Annotated in this window: 12 protein-coding genes; 10 read left to right on the top strand and 2 right to left on the bottom strand. The window is 68.1% G+C overall.

Features of this window, described 5'->3' with window-relative positions; all coding sequences use genetic code 11:
- Positions 1-57: 57 nt before the first annotated feature.
- Together VF329_07285 and VF329_07290 are read left to right on the top strand one after the other, a co-directional pair.
- Complete coding sequence (locus VF329_07285) at positions 58-5,577, top strand: CheR family methyltransferase (protein ID HEX7080799.1); 5,520 nt, start codon at positions 58-60, stop codon at positions 5,575-5,577.
- Positions 5,574-5,954, top strand: a complete 381-nt coding sequence (locus VF329_07290) for a nucleotide pyrophosphohydrolase (protein ID HEX7080800.1) — start codon at positions 5,574-5,576, stop codon at positions 5,952-5,954. Before VF329_07285 ends, VF329_07290 begins: the two co-directional genes overlap by 4 nt.
- A gap of 71 nt (positions 5,955-6,025) precedes the next feature.
- Here the strand turns inward: VF329_07290 and VF329_07295 are convergent, their stop codons facing one another.
- Positions 6,026-7,672, bottom strand: coding sequence for a carboxylesterase family protein (locus VF329_07295; protein HEX7080801.1), 1,647 nt, complete (start codon positions 7,670-7,672; stop codon positions 6,026-6,028).
- Between the two features lie 166 nt (positions 7,673-7,838).
- Between VF329_07295 and VF329_07300 the strand changes: the two genes are divergently transcribed.
- The 5 genes from VF329_07300 to VF329_07320 all read left to right on the top strand — a co-directional run bounded on the left by VF329_07300 (position 7,839) and on the right by VF329_07320 (position 13,346).
- Entirely contained in the window at positions 7,839-8,750 is a 912-nt protein-coding gene (locus VF329_07300; GenBank protein ID HEX7080802.1) for a hypothetical protein, read from the top strand.
- Between the two features lie 309 nt (positions 8,751-9,059).
- Positions 9,060-10,310 carry an efflux RND transporter periplasmic adaptor subunit gene (locus VF329_07305; GenBank protein HEX7080803.1) on the top strand — a complete coding sequence of 417 codons (1,251 nt, stop codon included), beginning with the start codon at positions 9,060-9,062 and terminating at the stop codon, positions 10,308-10,310.
- Between the two features lie 3 nt (positions 10,311-10,313).
- Positions 10,314-11,009: an ABC transporter ATP-binding protein gene (locus VF329_07310; protein HEX7080804.1), complete on the top strand. Its 696-nt coding sequence runs from the start codon at positions 10,314-10,316 to the stop codon at positions 11,007-11,009.
- Entirely contained in the window at positions 11,006-12,160 is a 1,155-nt protein-coding gene (locus tag VF329_07315) for an ABC transporter permease (protein ID HEX7080805.1), read from the top strand. Before VF329_07310 ends, VF329_07315 begins: the two co-directional genes overlap by 4 nt.
- 10 nt (positions 12,161-12,170) lie before the next feature.
- On the top strand, positions 12,171-13,346 hold the full coding sequence (locus tag VF329_07320) for an ABC transporter permease (protein HEX7080806.1): 1,176 nt from the start codon (positions 12,171-12,173) through the stop codon (positions 13,344-13,346).
- 239 nt (positions 13,347-13,585) lie between these two features.
- Here the strand turns inward: VF329_07320 and VF329_07325 are convergent, their stop codons facing one another.
- Positions 13,586-14,062: a hypothetical protein gene (locus VF329_07325; protein ID HEX7080807.1), complete on the bottom strand. Its 477-nt coding sequence runs from the start codon at positions 14,060-14,062 to the stop codon at positions 13,586-13,588.
- Positions 14,063-14,226: 164 nt separating this feature from the next.
- On the opposite strand from VF329_07325, the gene VF329_07330 reads away from it, so the two are divergent.
- The 3 genes from VF329_07330 to VF329_07340 form a co-directional block, all read left to right on the top strand.
- Positions 14,227-15,912, top strand: coding sequence for an ATP-binding protein (locus VF329_07330; protein ID HEX7080808.1), 1,686 nt, complete (start codon positions 14,227-14,229; stop codon positions 15,910-15,912).
- 6 nt (positions 15,913-15,918) lie between these two features.
- On the top strand, positions 15,919-17,595 hold the full coding sequence (locus VF329_07335) for an FAD-dependent oxidoreductase (protein HEX7080809.1): 1,677 nt from the start codon (positions 15,919-15,921) through the stop codon (positions 17,593-17,595).
- A 298-nt stretch (positions 17,596-17,893) separates the two neighbouring features.
- On the top strand, positions 17,894-18,553 hold a 660-nt coding region (locus VF329_07340; GenBank protein HEX7080810.1), incomplete at its 3' end, for a sulfatase-like hydrolase/transferase.

Below are 18,553 nucleotides of genomic sequence, written 5' to 3' on the forward strand. Positions count from 1 at the left end.
GCGCGGATTTGTTGCTAACATTCCCGGCTCGATCTGCGACGGCATCCGGGAGGAGAATTGCCGGATTCCCCCAGTGCGGCTTCGTCGCCTCCCGCGACGCGCGGCTCCTCGCCGTCCGGCCGAGGAGCGCCCCCGTGCCCGCCCGGCTCGAGTCGGCCGCTGATCGTCGGCGTCGGAGTCTCCGCCGGCGGGACCGAAGCGTTGCTCGCGCTGCTGCGCGCGACCCCGCCTCGGTCGGGCATCGCGTTCGTGATCATCCCGGACGGCCCGCCGCATGCCGAAGGGAGCTGGCCCGCGGCGCTGGAGCACGAAGCGATCGCGCCGGTCCAAGAGGTCGCGAGCGACACCCCGGTCGAGCCGAACGCGGTTTACCTTCCCGCCCCCGGCATGGCGCTGACGATTCGCGGCGGCGTGTTGCACGCGTCGAAGTGCAGGCGCGCGCGCGGCGCCGCTCCCCTCGACAGGTTCCTCGCCACGCTCGCCGCGGACGCGGGCGAGCGCGGCGTCGCCGTCGTGCTGTCCGGCGGCGGGCTGTGGGGCGTCGGGGGCTTGCGCGACATCAAGGAGAACGGCGGCCTCACGATCGTCGAAGAGCCGCCGAACGGCGCCGCGGACTGCATGCCGAAGACGGCGTTCGCGATGGCGCACGTGGACATGATCCTGCCGGTGGAGCGGATGCCGGAGAAGCTGCTGAGCTACGCGCAGCACTCCTATCTTCAGCCGGCAGCCGCCGATTCGTCCGGCGATGCTCCGCAGCGGCTCCGCGACGAGGAGCTGCTGGCGATCACCGAGCTGCTGCGGCGGGAGACGACGCACGACTTCCGCCGCTACCGCAAGAACACGCTGTCGCGCCGCATTCAGCGCCGGATGGGCTTGAACCAGATCGAGCGGGCATCCGAGTACCTCGAGCTGCTGCACGCGAATCGTCTCGAGGTGCAAGCGCTGCGCCGCGATCTGCTGATTTGCGTGACACGCTTCTTCCGCGACCGCGAGGCGTGGGCGGTGCTCGAGCAGCGGGTCCTGCGCGAGCTCGCGGCGAGCGACGACGGGAGCGCGCCGATCCGCGCGTGGGTGCCCGGCTGCGCGACCGGAGAAGAGGCCTATACGCTCGCGATGCTGCTGCACGAGCGAAACGAAGCCGCGGGCCGCGCTGCGCGCAGTGTTCAGGTCTTCGCCACCGACGTGGCAGAGGATGCGCTCGACGCGGCGCGGTCCGGGCTCTACCCGTTATCGATCGAAAACGACGTGTCGAGCGAGAGGCTCGCGCGATTTTTCGTTCGAGAAGGCAACGAGTATCGCGTGTCGAAGCAGCTGCGCGAGTCGGTGATCTTCGCGGAGCAGAATGTGCTCGCGCAACCGCCGTTCTCGCGGCTCGATTTGATTTGCTGCCGAAACCTGCTGATCTATCTCGAGCCGGACGCGCAGCGCCGCGTGATGGTTGCGTTCCAATATGCGCTGAAGCACGGCGGATACCTGTTTCTCGGCACCTCCGAGACCGTCGGCGCAGCACAGCCGCTGTTCGCGCCGGTATCGAAGAAGTGGCGCATTTACCGCCGCACGGGCATCACGGCGGCGTTGCCGGTCGGCCAGTTCGCGGACGTGAGCCTGCGGCTGCCGAACCTGCGCGCTCCGGCGCCGCTGCCGCTGCGGCTTCCGGCGCGCTCGCGGGGGATCCCCGAGCGCGTGCAAAGGCAATTGTTGAAGGAGCTCGATCGAGGCGTTGCCGTCGTCGACTCGCAAGGGCGGCTGCTGTATTTGCACGGCGCCGCGGATCTGTACCTGCAGCTATCGCTCGGGGAGGTCGGCACGGAAGCGCCGAACGTGCTCGAGCTCGCGCGCGAGGGGCTGCGCTCGAAGCTGCGCGCCGCGCTTCGCAGCGTCCGCCGCACGGGCGAGCCTGCCGAGTTCGAATTCCGCGTGCTCCGCGACGGCCGTCTGCGGCGCTGCAGCGGCAAGATCCGGCCGCTCGAGGGCGGCGCTGCCGACGACGGCTTGTTGCTGTTGAGCTTCGAGCCTGTCGCGCAGATCCAAGCTCCGTCTGCGCCCGCGGAGCTCGACCACGAGCCGGGCGAGGAGGGCCTCGTGCAGGAGCTCCGCCAGGAGCTCGGCGCCGTGCGCGAGCAGCTGAACAGCACCATCGAGGATCTCGAGGCCGCGAACGACGCGCTCAAGGCTTCTCACGAGGAAGCCATCTCGATGAACGAGGAGCTCCAAGCGGGCAACGAGGAGCTCGAGACCTCGAGGGAGGAGCTTCAGTCCCTGAACGAGGAGCTCACGACGCTCAACGCGCAGCTCGAGGCCAAGGTCGCGGAGCTTCAGACGACGACGGCCGACCTCGACAATCTCCTCACGAGCAGCCACGTGCCGACGCTGATCCTCGACACCGAGTGGCGGATACGCCGCTTCACGCCGTCTTGCACGGAGCTCTTCAATCTCATCGCCGCGGACATCGGCCGGCCGCTTACGGACATCGCCGCGACGATCGATGATCCGTGGCTCGTCGAGGACGGCCGTGCCGTGCTCCGCGATCTGCAGCCCCGCGAGCGCCAGCTGCACAGCCGGGCCGACGATCGGCACTACCAGCGGCGCGTCCTGCCGTACCGCACGCCGGACGATCGGGTCGAGGGCGTCGTGCTGACGTTCGCCGACGTCACCGAGCTTCAGCGCACGACGGAGAAGCTGCGCCGGCGCGAGCGGCAACAAGAGGCGCTTGCGGGATTCGGGCGGCGGGCGCTGGGCGAGAAGGATCTCGACGCGCTGATCCAGGACGCGGTGCGCACCGTGCAGGAGACGTTCGAGGCCGACTTCGTGAAGTTGCTCGAGGTCCTTCCGGACGGCCGCCTGCTGGTTCGGGCCGGGCACGGGTGGCGGGAAGGCGTGATCGGCCACGTCACGATCGATGAGGGAAGCGACTCTCAGGCCGTATATACCCTCGCGTCCAACACGCCGGTGGTCGTCCGCAATCTGAACGACGATGCCCGCTTCGGCACGCCAACGCTGCTGCTCGAGCACGGCGTCGTCAGCGGGCTCAGCACGATCATCCCCGGCGCCGACGGTCCGATCGGCGTCCTCGGCGTGCACACGAGACACGAAGCGACTTTCAGCGCCGACGACATCGATTTTATCGACGGCATCGCGCGTACCCTGTCGGAGGCGATCGAGCGGCGGCGGGGCGACGAGGCGGTGCGCGCGGCCGAGGAACGGTTGCGCCTCGCGACGCTCGCGACGAATCTCGGCACCTGGGACTACCACCCGCAAACCGACGAGCTGGTGGCGAGCGCCCGATCGAAGGAGCTCTTCGGCTTGCCGCCGGATGCCGAGATTCGTTACCGCACGTATCTCGAGCGCGTGCATCCCGAGGACCGCCGGCGGGTGGACGAGGCCACCCGGCGCGGGCTCGACCCTTCGGGCGGCGGCCACTGCGAGCTCGAGTACCGGACGGCGCCGGGTCCGGACGGGAGCGTCCGCTGGATACGGGACATCCGCCAGACCTTCTTTGCGGACGGCCGGCCCGTGCGCATGATCGGCACGCTCGAGGACGTCACGCAACGGAAAGAGGCGGAGCAGGCCGATCGCGAGCGACTGCAGCTCGCCGAGCAGCTGCGCCGGCTCGCCGATGCGACACCGGGCACGCTCTTCACGTTCCGTGTCCGCTCGGACGGCGGGCCGCCGGCCTTCCCGTACACATCGCCGAACGTGCGCGACACGTGGGGGCTCGAGCCCGAGGACGTCGCGAACGACGCCGCGCCGCTCTTTGCACGCATCCATCCGGAGGACGGACGCCGACTCGCCGAGATCACGAAGGAATCCGCGGCGAAGATGGGGATGTGGCACGCGCAGTTCCGCTACGCTCACCCGCGCAAGGGAAATGTCTGGATCGAGTCGTACGCGAGCCCGGTGGCCGAGCCCGACGGCACGATACTCTGGCACGGGATAGCGCTCGACATTACCGAGATGAAGCTGGCCGAGCACGAGCTGCGCGAGGCGCGGCGCATCGCCGAGACCGCCGATCGGGCGAAGGGCGAGTTCCTCGCGAACATGAGCCACGAGATCCGCACTCCGATGTCCGCGATCCTCGGCTACGCCGAGATCCTCGCCGGGCAGCTCGAGGATCCGGACAATCTGCAAAGCCTCGATACGATCCGGACGAACGGCCTTTATCTGCTCGAGATCATCGACGACATCCTCGATCTTTCGCGCATCGAGGCCGGCAAGCTCGAGCTCGACCTCCGCAGAGTGCAGCCCGCGGCGCTCGTGTGGGAGGTGCATTCGCTGCTGAGGCTGCATGCGGCCGAGAAAGGACTCGCGCTGGAGGTCGAGTTCGACGGCCGCCTGCCGGAGTCCATCGAAACCGATCCGACGCGCCTCAAGCAGATCCTGATCAACCTCGTCGAGAACGCGATCAAGTTCACCGACGAAGGCGAGGTGAGGATCGTCGTTTGCCTGATGCCGGCCGAGTCGCAGCTGCGGTTCGACATCGTCGATACCGGCTGCGGCATCCCGGACACGACGCTCGCGAAGCTCTTCCAGCCGTTCACGCAAGCCGACTCGTCGGTGACCCGCCGCTTCGGCGGAAGCGGGCTGGGCCTCTCGATCTCTCGGGCGCTCAGCAGGATGCTCGGCGGCGACATCACGGTCTCGACGAAGGTGGGCGAGGGCAGCACGTTCACGCTGACCGTCGCCACGGGCGATCTCAAGGGCGTGGGTCTGTTCGACCCGCGGGCGCGCTCGGGCGTGAGCGCCGGCGTGCGGGTCGAGGTGCGCGCGCTCGCCTGCAGCGTGCTCGTCGTCGACGATCGCCGCGACATGCGCTATCTCGCGCAGCACATGCTCGAGGAGGCGGGCGCCCGCGTGGCGCTGGCGGCGGACGGACGCGAGGCCATCCGTTGCGTCGACGAGGCCGCCGCGCGCGGCGCGCCGTTCGACGCGATTCTGCTCGACATGCAGATGCCCGTCGTCGACGGCTACGCCGCGGCGAAAGAGCTGCGCGCCCGCGGGTACGACAAGCCGATCATCGCGCTGACCGCGAACGCGATGAAGCAGGACGAGCGGAAGTGCCTCGGATGCGGCTGCGACGACTACCTGAGCAAGCCGCTCGCCCGCGCGACGCTCGTGAACACCGTCGCGTACTACACGCAGGACGTCACGGCCGCGGAGCTCGCGGACCGGCGCCGCGCTTACGGCTTCGCTCCCGCGGCGGCCGCTCGGGAGGCGGCGGCCACGAAGGTTCTCCTCGTCGACGACAATCGAGACAGCTGCACGCTGCTGAAGCTTCTCTTGAAGAACGCGGGATGCGAGGTCGTGGTCGCCGGCGATGCCGAGGCCGCGGAAGCCGCGTGCTCCGCTTCCGGATTCGACGTCGCGGTCGTCGATCTCGGGTTGCCGGACATGCCGGGCGAGGAGCTCGTCCGGCGGCTGCGCGGCCGCCCGGAGCTCTCCGGCTGCCGCTTCATCTGCCTCTCCGGCCGCGGGCCGAAGGAGATCGATTGGCGCGCGGCCGGTTTCGACCACTTCGTGCAGAAGCCCGCGAGGTTCGAGGAGCTGAAGAGGCTCGTGGGCCTCGGCGCCCGGGAATGAGCGATCGGGGACCTCGAACGATGACCGGCGACGCGCTCGAAGTGCTGCGGCAGCGGCTGCGCGCGTTCGCCTCGGAGCGCGATTGGGAGCGCTTCCACTCGCCGAAGAACCTGTCGATGGCCCTCGCCGCAGAGGCCGCGGAGCTGCTCGAGGAGTTTCAGTGGCTCACGGAAGAGCAGAGCCGCACGCTCGACCCCGTAAAGCTCGAGCGCGTGCGCAGGGAGATCGCCGACGTGCTGCTCTATCTCGTGAGACTTGCGGACGTGCTCGACGTGGATCTCCCCGCGGCGGCCGACGAGAAGATCGCGCTGAACGCGCGCAAGTACCCGGCCGAGCGCGTGAAGGGCGACGCGCGCAAGTACACGGAGTACGACTGAAGCGGCGCGGTCGCGCCATAAAAAAAGGTGTCAGACACCTTTTTCGCGGAAAAGGTGTCTGACACCATTTTTCAGGTTCGCCTGCTCCGCAGCTTCGCGAGCGCGAGGCGCGCCTCGTGGTTCGGGTCGTTCCGCATTCGAACCTCCTCGCCGAACATCATCGTCGGATACGTCGCCGGGTCGAAGGCCGGCCAGTGCGGCATGTCGGCGTGGTTCGGGTCCCCGGTTCTCGCGAACGCCGCCCAGGCTGCGCTCATCACGTGCCCGAGCGCGTACCGTTCCTGCGACGATCCGGTCATCGACGCGGCGATGTCGAGGTTGTAGAAGACGAACGGAATGTCGAGGGTGTGGTACGCGCCCATGCGGCCGTTGTGCACGGGCGAATACCAGTCGAAGAAGTAGAGGTAGGCCGGCGCCCCGCCCTGCTCGTGCTTCAGCCGGCAAAGCTCCTGCGCGTTCCAGCGCCGCGTGGCGTCCGACTCCGCCGTGAGCCATAGCATCTGGTTGCGCTTATCGGGATGCAGCTGTGCGTAGAGATCGAGCAAGCGCCGACCCTCCGCCGGATCGTCGTTCGCGAGCTCGACGAAGTGTGCGAGCATCTCGTCGTCCGGGAGGTCGTACGGCGGCGGTCCGACCCAGCCGTTCTCGGTCTCGGTGGAGCCCGTCAGGAACGGCACGTCGGCCGAGTAGGCGGGCGCCGTCGGGTCCCATTGATTCCGCGGCAGGATGCGGCCGTCGATCACGGGCCCGGTGCCGAGCCGCTCGATCCGCGGCTCGGCGTAGTAGACCGCCTGGATCCGACGGTAGTCCATGCTTTGCAGGCGATCGAGCTGGTCCGTGCGCAGACCGAGCTTGAGCAGGAAGCGCTCCGCGGCCTCGCTCGCCTGGTCCGCCGGAATGCCGCGGAACGCGGAGCCGCTCTGCGCGATCGAGCGATGGAAGAGCCCCTGCGCAGACGGCATCGCCATCAGCGTCGTCGTCTTCCCGCCGCCGCCTGACTGGCCGAAGATCGTGACGCGGCTCGGATCTCCGCCGAAGCTCTCGATGTTGTCGCGCACCCACTCGAGCGCCGCGACGAGATCCTGGATGCCGACGTTGGTCGCCTGCGCCCACTTCTCGCCGCCGAGATCGGCGAGATGCAGAAAGCCGAAGACGTTCAGACGGTGGTTCACCGCGACGACGACGACGTCCTCCTTCTTCGCGAGGTTCGTGCCGTCGTACAGCAGATAGTTTCCGGAGCCGACGGAGAAGCCGCCGCCGTGCATCCACACCATGACCGGCCGCGCGCGGTCGTCGAGGCCCGGCGTGAAGACGTTGACGGTGAGACAGTCCTCGCTTTGCGGCGTGTGCCGGTTCAGCGCCGTGACGACGGGCGCGGGCTCTTCGGCGCCGGGCTCGATCGGTGCGGCGAACGTGATCTCGAAGTGATCCTTCACGCCGGTCCATGGCGCCGGCGGCTGCGGCGGCATGAAGCGGTTCTGCCCGCCCGTCGGTGCGCCGTACGGCACGCACCAGAACTGATGCACGCCGTCCTTGAGCAGGCCGCGCACGCGCCCGGCGCGCGTCTTCGCGACGCCGCCGATCGACGCGAGGCGCCGATCCTGGCCCAACGCGCGAAGCGGCACGCCGCCGAGCGCGACGGCCGCCGCGGCGCCTGCAGTCTGGACGAAGGTTCGGCGGCTGAAGCGCGGCCGCATCGGCGTGCGATTCCGGGCCATGGAACTTCCCCCTGTCTCGATTGGCGCTTTCGCGGACTATACGCCATGCCGGGCGGGGGCCGCACGGCCCCGTCGACCGCCGGCGCGCACGTCCCCCGTTGGCTTATGATGACCCCCGGCCGAGCGTTCAACCATTGTCCGTGGCCCGAGGCCCGACGGGGACCGAGTGACGCGCCGACGCATCTCGTTTCGTCGCAGCCGCTCAGCGCTGTTGTCGATCGCGCTGCACGCGGCCGTGCTCGGCGCCACGGCCCGCCTGTCGTGGGTCGCGACGGACCTCCCGACCGAGCCCCCGCCCGCCGTCGTCTGGGTCACCGAGGTGCCGCGGTCGCCGGCCGAGCCCCCGGAGGCTCCGCCCTCTCCGCCGGAACGCGCCTCGGCGGACAGCGGTGCCCGCCCGCCCGCCGCGGTGGCTGCTCGAGCGGAAGCCGTCCCGCCGCCGCGGCCGGCGGTCCCGCCCGCCCCCGAGGTGCCCGCCGAGGTTGGAGCGAGCCCCGAGGTGCCCGCCGAAGCCGAAGTACGCCCGGAGGCACCCGCCGAGACCGAAGCGAGCCCCGAGGGCCCCCCCGAGGACGGCACCGAAGCCGAACCCACACCCCGGCGCTACGTCGTGCGCGACGTGGACCCGGAGGAGGCGCGGCGCCGAGCGGTCGAGCAAACGTCCGAGCGCATCGCGCGCGAGAACCGCTACCGCACCTTCTCGCTGGACGACGTCGCCGAGGAGGAGGCGCCGGCGGAGGAGGCCGCCCCCGACGAGTCCGTGTTCGAAGCGCGGGGCAGCGGGCGCGACCGAAGCGTGCTCTCGGCCGGCAAGGCGAAAAGCCGGTTCGGCCGCCGCATGGCCGAGCTTTGCAACGCGTTGACCTCCGGCGGCTTCAGCGTCTTCGGGCTCGTCGACGTCTGCACCGACCCCGGTCCGACGGCGACGATGTTCGCGCACCTGAAGCCCGCCTACATGCGCTCGACTCCGGTGTGCACGGAAGTGCCCGTCGAAAGCACCGCGGCGACCGCCGGCGGGGCGGGCACGGATCCGGCCGAGCCGACGACCGTGAAGTGCCGCCTCGTCCTCGACGAATAGGCCGTCCGCCGCGACTTTTGGGGAAAACGGCCAATTGCTGGCTGTGCCTCCGCGGTTCGCCGGCGGCATCCGATCGCGACAATTCGCGCCGACTCAATGGCTTGGACGCGCTCACCGGCGTTGGCACGCGATCTGCTATGCGCAGCCGAACGAACGACGAAAAGCCCGATCACCCCGCCCCTGCTTCCGGTCTTCGGACGATCGTCGCGCCGGTAGAGTCTCGACCGGAAGCGCGGTAGGCTGCGCGTTCTCGCCGGCACGGCGGCGAGAATGCGCCCTCGACGCCGGGTGATAAAGGAGCCGAATAGCTTGATCGATCAACGTACGACGCTGCTCGAGCAGTTGCGCATCGATCGTGACGACGAGCCGGCGCCGCGGCGCGGCGCGCGGATTGCCTGGGCCGCCGGCATCGGCCTGCTGCTCGCGGGCGGCGCGGCGGCAGCCTGGCTCCTGCTCGGGCGGCCGTCCGCGACGATCGTCCGCGTCGCCGTCGCGGAGCCCGGCGCCGTGGAAGCGGCGGCGCGTCGCGGCTCGATCCTCGACGCGTCGGGCTATGTCGTCGCACGGCGGCAGGCCACGGTGTCGTCGAAGATCACCGGTCGGGTCGTCGAGCTCCTGATCGAGGAAGGCCAGCACGTCGAGGAGGGCGAGATCATCGCTCGGCTCGACGACACGAACCGCCGCGCCGAGCTCGCGCAGGCGCTCGCCCAGCGCGACCAGGCACGCGCGAACCTGGATGCGGCTCGCGTCGCGTTCGAGAACGCGCAGCCGATCTTCGAGCGCTTTCGGGAGCAGCTCGATAAGCGCGTGATCAGCGAGCAGGATTTCGACACGGCGAAGGCCGAGTACGACTCGGCGCGGATGAGTGTCGAGGTCGCGGAGCGCGCGCTCGCGGTCGCCGAGGCGAACGTCGGGGTCGCCGAGCGCAACACGGAAGACACGATCGTCCGGGCGCCCTTCGCCGGCATCGTCACGGTCAAAGCTGCGCAGGAAGGCGAGATCGTCTCGCCGGTGTCGGCCGGCGGCGGCTTCACCCGTACCGGCATCGGCACGATCGTCGACATGGACTCGCTCGAGGTCGAGGTGGACGTCAGCGAGAGCTTCATCAATCGCGTACGGCAGGGGCAGGACGTGACCGTCCGGCTCAACGCCTATCCGGACTGGGCCATTCCCGCGCACGTGATCGCGATCATCCCGACCGCGGACCGCGCGAAGGCGACCGTGCAGGTCAGAGTCGGTCTCGACCAGAAAGACCCGAGGATTCTGCCGGAGATGGGCGTGCGGGTGTCGTTTCTCGACGCGGGCGATGACGCGCCGAGCGCACCGGCCGTGCAGCCGGCAGTCGTCGTTCCGCCCGACGCGGTGACATCCGACGGCGACGCCGACGTCGTCTTCGTCGTGCGCGAGGACCGCGTCGAGCGCCGCGCGGTCCGCCTGGGGGCGACGACGAGCGCGGGCCGGATCGTGCTTTCGGGCATCACGGCCGGAATGCGGGTCGTGATCGGCGACACGTCGCAGCTCGTCGACGGCGCCCGCGTGCGAATTGCCAACGAGGAGTAGAGCATGGCAGCGATCGTCTCGATCCGTAACGTCGTGAAGGGATACGTGCGCGGCAAGCAGCGCGTGGAGGTGCTGCACGGGCTGAATCTCGAGGTCGAGCAGGGCGAGTTCCTCGCGCTGATGGGGCCGTCGGGCTCCGGCAAGACGACGCTGCTGAACCTCATCGGCGGCCTCGACCGGCCCGACCGCGGCGAGGTCGTCGTCGCCGGCGAGCGGCTCGATCAGCTGTCGCCGGGGCGGCTCGCGAAATGGCGGGCGCGCCACGTCGGCTTCGTGTTTCAGTTCTACAATCTGCTGCCCGTCTTGACGGCCGAGCGCAACGTCGAGGTGCCGCTGCTGCTCACGAAGCTCAAGGCCAAGGAGCGCCTGCGCAACGTGCGCGCCGCGCTCGAGCTCGTCGGGCTCCTCGATCGTGCGAAGCACAAGCCGGCCGAGCTTTCCGGCGGCCAGCAGCAGCGGGTCGCGATCGCGCGCGCCCTCGTCTCCGACCCCGTCCTGCTCGTCTGCGACGAGCCGACCGGCGATCTCGACCGCGAGACGTCGGAATCGATCCTCGAGCTGCTCGAGCTGCTGAACCGCGAGCACGGCAAGACGATCATCATGGTGACGCACGATCCGAAGGCCGCCGAGCATGCGTCCCGCCGGCTCTACGTGGACAAGGGAGTGCTCGTCGACGCCCCGGTGGGGGCGGCTGCATGAAATATTTTCCGCTGATCTGGGCGGGCCTCTGGCGCAAGCGCGTGCGCACGTGCCTCACGGCACTGTCGATCGTCGTCGCGTTCTCGCTGTTCGGCATCATGCACGGCGTCACGGCCGGGCTCGACGCGGCGATCGAAGGGCTGACGCAGGAGACGCGGCTGATGACGCAAAGCCGCATCAACATCATCGAGCCGCTGCCGATCGCCGTGCTGCCGCAGATGGAGAGCATCGACGGCGTCGAGTACGTCGTGCCTTACGGCTATTTCGGCGGCTACTACCAGGAGCCGCGAAATCAGATCAATACCGGCGCCGTGTACATCGACGAGTTCCTGGAGATGTATCCGGAGTTCGTCCTGCCGAAGGATCAGCTCGAGGCGATGATGCGAACCCGAACGGGCGCGATCGTCGGCCGGGATCTGGCCGAGCGTTTCGAGTGGAAGATCGGCGACCGCATTCCGCTCGGATCGACGATCTGGACGCAGCGCGACGGCTCGAGCACGTGGGAGCTCGACGTCGTCGGCATCTGGGAGAGCCGGGACGAAGGGCTCCCCGCCGACGACGTCTACTTCCACTACGACTACTTCGACGAGTCGCGCAGCTTCGGCAGGGGCACGGTCGCGGTATTCATGACCAAGATCCGCGACGCGAGCCGCGCCGTGGAGATCGGGCAAAAGATCGACGCCCTGTTCGCGAATTCGCCGAACGAGACGATCACGCAGAACGAAAGAGACTTTACCCGCGCGCAGATCGCGCAAATCGGCGACATCAACTTCTTCGTCAACGCCATCGTCGGCGCAGTGCTGTTCACGCTGCTGTTTCTGACGGGGAACACGATGATGCAGTCGGTTCGCGAGCGCATCCCGGAGCTCGCGGTGCTGAAGACCTACGGCTATCCGGACGCGGCTGTCTCCGGGCTCGTCGTGGCCGAATCGTTGATTCTTTGCGGCGTCGCGGCCCTCGCGGGGCTGGCGATCGCCGCGGTCGCCTTCCCGAGCGTATTTCGCGCGATGGGCGTGCTCGCGATGCCGCTGCCGGGCGTCGTCGTCGCGGCCGGCCTCGCGATCGCCGCGCTGCTCGCGCTGGTGAGCGCTCTACCCCCGGCCTGGCGCGCGCAGCGGCTCAGCATCGTCGACGCACTGGCCGGGCGATGAGGGGCGAGCGATGACGCTGCTCAAGCAAATCTCGGCCGTGACGGCCATGAACCTGAAGAGCGTGCCGCAGCGGATCGGCAGCTCGCTCGTGATCGTGATCGGGATCGCCGGCGTCGTCGGCGTGCTCGTCTCGGTGGGCGCGATGGTCCGCGGGCTCGGCGATACTTTGATCTCGTCGGGCAACGAGAACCGCGCGATCGTCCTGCGCAACGGCGCGACGTCCGAGATCTCGAGCGTGCTGTCGCCGGAGGCCACGGCGACGATCCTGAACGCTCCCGGGATCGCCCGCACGCCGGACGGCGAGGCGGCCGTGACGACCGACATGATCATCGCCGTGAATCTCGAGAAGAAGGAGGGCGGTCTCGGAGCGCTGACCGTGCGCGGGATGTCGCCGGAGGGCTTTACCGTGCGTCCGGAGATCGAGCTCGTGGCCGGGCGCATGTTCGAGCCGGGGCTGCGGGAGGCGATCGTCGGACGCAATGCGCAGATCGAGTACCAGGGGCTCGAGATCGGCGATCGAGTCGAGCTGCGCAGCAGCGTGTGGACGATCGTCGGCGTGTTTCGCAGCGGTGACAGCTTCGAGTCGGGGATCCTCACCGACGTGGATACGTTGCTGTCCGCCTACCAGCGCACGCAGGTGTCGAGCGCCACGGCGCTCTTGACGTCGCCTCAGGCTTTCGACGAGCTGAAGGCGACGATCACAACGGACCCGACGCTCGACGTCCAAGTGCTTCGGGAGCCCGACTACTACCGCGGGCAGTCGCAGCAGGTCCAGGCGATCCTGGCCGTCGTGACCAACGTCGTGGCGGCCATCATGGCCCTCGGGGCGCTCTTCGCCGCGTTGAACTCGATGTACTCGGCCGTCAGTGCGCGGACGGTCGAGATCGCAACGCTGCGCGCGATCGGCTTCGGCTCGGGCGGCGTCGTCGTGTCCGTGCTGGCCGAGGCCATGCTGCTTGCCCTCGTCGGCGCGCTGATCGGCGCCGCTGCCGCCTGGCTGCTCTTCGGCGGCAACACGATCAGCATGGGCAACCAGGTCGCGTCGCTCGTGTTCCAGGTGCGGGTGACGCCGGCGCTTCTCGGGCTCGGCATCCTGTGGGCCTGCGCGGTCGGCTTCGTCGGCGGGCTGTTGCCCGCGATCCGGGCGGCCCGCTTGCCGGTGGCCACGGCGTTGCGCGCGGTTTAGCCCGATATATGGGCTCGGCGGACGTATCGCGATCGCCAGGCAACGCATCCGCGCTTCCGCGGAAACGTTTCTCGAACGAGAATCAATCGCGATTGGTTCGCTCGTCACCGCCCGCGCGGCGACTTGCCGCACGACGCCGGTCGATGCTGCAACGGATTGGCCGCTCGCTCGAGCGCTCGGGACTCATTACACGCGACACCGAGAACGCGTATCGATCCAGGGCGGCTGTGGCCGTCTTATCAGAACCGGATCAGGAACAGCAGGTTGACGCCCGACGCGGCGAACGCGCTGCTGGTGTCGAGCCATTCGTACTCGGCGCGCAGACTGCCGCGGCCTAAATCCAGCCTCACGCCGCCGATCACCGTCACGCCCCTGTCGTCCCGGTGCTCATGGTCGCTCACGCCGCTCAGATCCGCCGTGCCGATCCCCGGAATCTCGAAGTCGTCGCTCTGCAGCGGGATGCCTTTGTCGAACGACGCCTCGTAATAGCCCGCTCCGCCGTATAGGCCGATCCTCGAGAACGACATCGCCGCGATGCCGTGCACTGCGAATATTTCGAACTTCTCGCCGATTTCAGGCATGAGGCCCCGCGTGGCCTCCACGGAGTAGCGGTCGCCGAAACGGTACCCGCCGAGCAGGCGATAGGAGTAGTTGTCGCCCGAAAGCGCGCCGCCGCCTTCGCCGCCTCGCGGCCGCGACCATCCCGGTGGTGCCACGAGTGCGTTGTAAGAATCGAGCGTTACAGCTTCGACGGGAGGAACAATCCCGCCGATGTCTTGAGCCGCGCTTCGGCCTTTCGATAGAATCCGACCCACTCTTATCTTCAGATGCGACCATCCTCTAAAGCTCGTCCTCGTCCCACGCACGCAGGTTTCGATGCGTGACCTATGACTCGATCCCTTCTAACGGCAATACGATAGCCCACGTCGGCGTGCCGGCAGGCGATTCCGCCGTCGGTCTTCGGTTGGGCCGTTTCTTCGAGCCGCTCGTCTGCGCGGCGGACGATGACGAAGAGACGCGTCACCGCAAGGTTCAGTTCGCTCTCGCATCGAGCCTGATCGTCCCGGCTGGACTCGTCTGGGCCGCGCTTTACTACGCCTTCAATGAGCCCGTCGTGGCGCTCCTCCCGCTCGCCTACTCCGTGCTCACGCTGATCAATTTCGCCGTGCTGACGCGCCTGCGGCGATTCACCCCGTTCCGTCGGGGACAGCAGCTGTTCATCCTGGTATTGCCCGTTATGGTGCAGATCGCGCTCGGGGGCATCGTCGGATCGAGCGTCGTGGCCCTCTGGTCGATGATGGCGTTCCTCATGGCGGTCCTGTTCGCGACCAAGCGCGAGGCATCGGTTTGGTTCATCGCCTTCGCCGTATCGGTCACCGGCGCGATGCTGGCCCGCCCGCAGCTCACGATCGAAAACAACCTGCCGCCGTGGGTCGTCGTGGGCTTGTTCGTGCTGAACGTGATGGGAGTCTCGACGATCGCCTTCATGGTGCTCCTCTCGTTCGTCACCGCGCGGACGCGGCTCCGGGAGCTACAGACGGCGTATCTCAAGCAGGATCTCGTCCTGCGCCAGTCGGAGAAGCTGGCTACGCTCGGCACGCTCGCCGCCGGGGTCGCACACGAGCTCAACAACCCGGCCGCCGCGACGCGACGGGCGGCCGAACAGCTCAGCGATGAGCTGCTGGGGCGCGAGGAGGCGCAGGCCCAGCTGGCGGCGCGTGGGGTCGGCGCCGCCACCATGGATCGACTCAGGGCGCTCGAGCGAGACGGGCAGGCGCGTGCGGTTCGGACCGACGACATGGACCCGCTGACCCGATCCGATCGCGAAGCGGACGTGGAGAACTGGCTGGACGCCCGCGGCATCGAGAAGGCATGGGAGCTGGCCCCGCACCTCGTCGCACAGGGAATAGATACGGAGGAGCTCTCGGAACTGGCGGCAGCGGTCGATGAAGAGGTGCTGCCCAATGCGCTCAGGTGGCTGGCGCACCGATTTAAGGTGCACGCGCTCCTGCACACGGTCGCCGAGGGCTCGTCTCGCATTTCGGAGATCGTGCGCGCGCTGAAGAATTACTCCTTCCTGGACCAGGCGCCGATGCAGGAGATCGACGTCCACGAAGGGCTCGACAACACGCTGGTCATCCTGCAGAACAAGCTGAAGCAGGGCATCACGGTTCGACGCGACTACTGCACCGACATGTCGCGCGTGCCGGCGTACGGAAGCGAGCTGAATCAGGTCTGGACCAACCTGCTCGACAACGCCGTGGATGCGATGGGCGGCGTCGGCACGATAACGATCCATACGCACGCCGACGACGGATGGGCCGTGGTCGAGATCGAGGACGACGGCCCGGGCATCCCCGAAGCGATTCAATCCCGCATTTTCGATCCGTTCTTTACCACGAAAGAACCCGGCAAGGGCACAGGCCTCGGCCTGTCGACCACACACCGGATCGTCGTGGAGCAGCACGGCGGCAGCATCGGCGTCGAATCCCGGCCCGGATTCACCCGCTTCACCGTCAAGCTGCCCTACCACGGTTCGGCCGCCCGCCGGGACCAAGGGAGGTAATCACGCTTGGCCAGACCCGTCATCCTGACCGTCGACGACGATTCGGAGGTCCTCGCCGCCATCGATCGGGACCTGCGTCGTCACTATCAGAACGAATATCGCATCCTCAAGGCCCGCTCGGGGAGCGAGGCGCTCGAGGCCGTGCACAAGCTCAAAGAGCGCGGCGATTCGGTCGCGCTGTTCCTGGTCGACGAGCGGATGCCGGTCATGAGCGGCACGCAGTTCCTTCGCGAGGCGCGAAAGCTGTTTCCCGATTCGCGCAAGGTGCTTTTGACGGCGTATGCGGATACCGAGGCGGCGATCCGAGGGATCAACGAGGTCGCACTCGATCATTACCTGATGAAGCCGTGGGATCCGCCCGAGCAGCTTCTCTATCCGGTGTTGGATGATCTGCTGGCTGACTGGACGGCCGGTTTTCTGCCGACGTTCGACGGAATCCGCGTGGCCGGAACGCGCTGGTCGCCGCAGAGCTACGTCTTGAAGGATTTCCTCTCCCGCATGCAGACGCCTTACGAGTGGATCGACATCGACGTGGACGCGTCCACGCGCGAGCTGGTCGAGAAGCACACTCCCGGCCTCAAGGAGCTGCCGGTCGTCTTCTTTCCGGATGGCAAGGTGCTGCTCGCGCCGACGACGCACGACCTCGCCGTGCATCTGGGCCTGCAGACGGAAGCCAGCCGGAGCTTCTACGACCTGATCGTCGTGGGCGCCGGGCCGAGCGGACTCGCGGCGGCGGTGTACGGGGCGTCCGAGGGGCTCAGGACGATTCTGCTGGAGGATGACGTCTCGGGTGGGCAGGCGGGCACGAGCTCGCGGATCGAAAACTACCTCGGCTTTCCCAACGGCATCGCAGGCGCCGACCTCGCGCGGCGCGCGACGACCCAGGCACGGCGGTTCGGGGCCGAGGTCGTCATGCCGCGATGCGTGAAGGAAATCCGCGTCGACAATCCTTACCGCATCGTGGTGCTCGAGGACGGCGTCGAGCTGCGAAGCTATGCCGTGCTGCTCTCGAGCGGCATGCGGGTCCGGAAGCTCAACGTCCCCGGCGAAGAGAGGCTTGCCGGGGCCGGCGTGTACTACGGCGCCGGGCTTTCGGAGGCGGCGAGCTGTCGGGGCAGCGACGTCGCCGTCGTCGGAGGTGCGAACTCGGCGGGGCAGGCGGCGCTGCTGTTCGCCCGCTACGCCCGAAAGGTGACGATGCTCGTGCGCTCCTCCTCCATCTCGAGCTCGATGTCGAGCTACCTCGCCGATCGCATCGAGGTCGCCGAGAACATCGAGGTGATGACGCGGACGACGGTCGCCTCCGTGCAGGGAGACACCCGCCTGGAGTCGGTCGAGGCGATCACCCACGGCGGGGCGGATCGCGACGGGGCAGAGCAAAAGACGATGCGCTTCGACGCGATGTTCGTCTTCATCGGCTTCGAGCCGCGCTCGGAGATGGTCGCCGGCCTCGTGGAGCGTGACGAGCTCGGCTTCGTTCTCACCGGGCCCGATCTGCCGCGCAACGGCTCGAGGCCGAAAGGCTGGGTCCTGAGCCGCGAACCGTTGCTGCTGGAGACGAGCGTTGCGGGCATCTTCGCCTCGGGGGACGTCCGGTTCGGCTCGATGAAGCGAGTCGCGTCGGCCGTGGGCGAGGGTTCCGCGGCGGTCGCGATGATCCACAAGTACCTGGAGACGGTCTGAGTGCGCTCGCGGCCGCTCGCGACGCGGCCTCCCGATCGCTCATGACGGTCGCTGCCGCTGAGCGATCTGGATCAGATTTCCGCACGCGTCGTCGAGGACGGCCATCGTGACCCTCTGACGTCAGCGGCTGCTGCAACGGATTGTGGAACTACAACCTCGAGACGCCTCGAGCGCTTGGGGCCCCGCCGCCGACTCGATATGGGACCATGGGCCAATAGGCATCGAGATCCGGTCGTCCTAGCCTGACCCGCTTCGCCGCACCCAGTCGCGAGTGCAACTCGCCGATAGGAGGTCATGCATGGCCGACAAACCGAACATCCTCGTCATCTGGGGCGATGACATCGGCATCGCGAATCTCAGCTGTTACAGCCACGGCTTGATGGGCTACCGCACGCCGAACATCGACCGGCTTGCGAAGGAAGGAATGCTCTTCACGGACTCCTACGGGGAGCAATCCTGCACGGCAGGCCGCGCCGCTTTCATCACGGGACAGAGCGTGTTTCGCACCGGCTTGAGCAAGGTCGGCATTCCCGGCTCCAAGGTCGGCATCCAGGCCGAGGACCCGACGATCGCCGAGCTCCTGAAGCCGCTCGGCTACGCCACCGGACAGTTCGGCAAGAACCATTTCGGCGATCGGAACGAGTACCTGCCGACCATGCACGGGTTCGACGAGTTCTTCGGCAACCTCTACCACCTGAACGCGGAGGAGGAGCCGGAGCTGCCGGACTACCCGCCGGAGAAGGACTTCCCGAAATTCAAAGAGCGTTTCGGGCCGCGCGGCGTGATCCACTCGTGGGCGACCGATAAGGACGACCCGACCGAGCACATGCGCTGGGGGCGCGTCGGCAAGCAACGGATCGAGGATACCGGCCCGCTGACGGCCAAGCGGATGGAGACCTGCGACGACGAGTTCGTCGCGGCCGCGAAGGATTTCATCAAGCGGCAGCACGATGCGAAG

The organism is Gammaproteobacteria bacterium, from assembly GCA_036381015.1.
Classification (GTDB): domain Bacteria; phylum Pseudomonadota; class Gammaproteobacteria; order Steroidobacterales; family Rariloculaceae; genus ZC4RG20.

What these genes read in the sequence shown, in the direction of transcription:
- VF329_07290 (HEX7080800.1), top strand. Translation starts at nt 5,574, where the DNA reads ATGAGCGATCGGGGACCTCGAACGATGACCGGCGACGCGCTCGAAGTG.
- VF329_07295 (HEX7080801.1), bottom strand. Translation starts at nt 7,672, where the DNA reads ATGGCCCGGAATCGCACGCCGATGCGGCCGCGCTTCAGCCGCCGAACC.
- VF329_07310 (HEX7080804.1), top strand. Translation starts at nt 10,314, where the DNA reads ATGGCAGCGATCGTCTCGATCCGTAACGTCGTGAAGGGATACGTGCGC.
- VF329_07315 (HEX7080805.1), top strand. Translation starts at nt 11,006, where the DNA reads ATGAAATATTTTCCGCTGATCTGGGCGGGCCTCTGGCGCAAGCGCGTG.
- VF329_07320 (HEX7080806.1), top strand. Translation starts at nt 12,171, where the DNA reads ATGACGCTGCTCAAGCAAATCTCGGCCGTGACGGCCATGAACCTGAAG.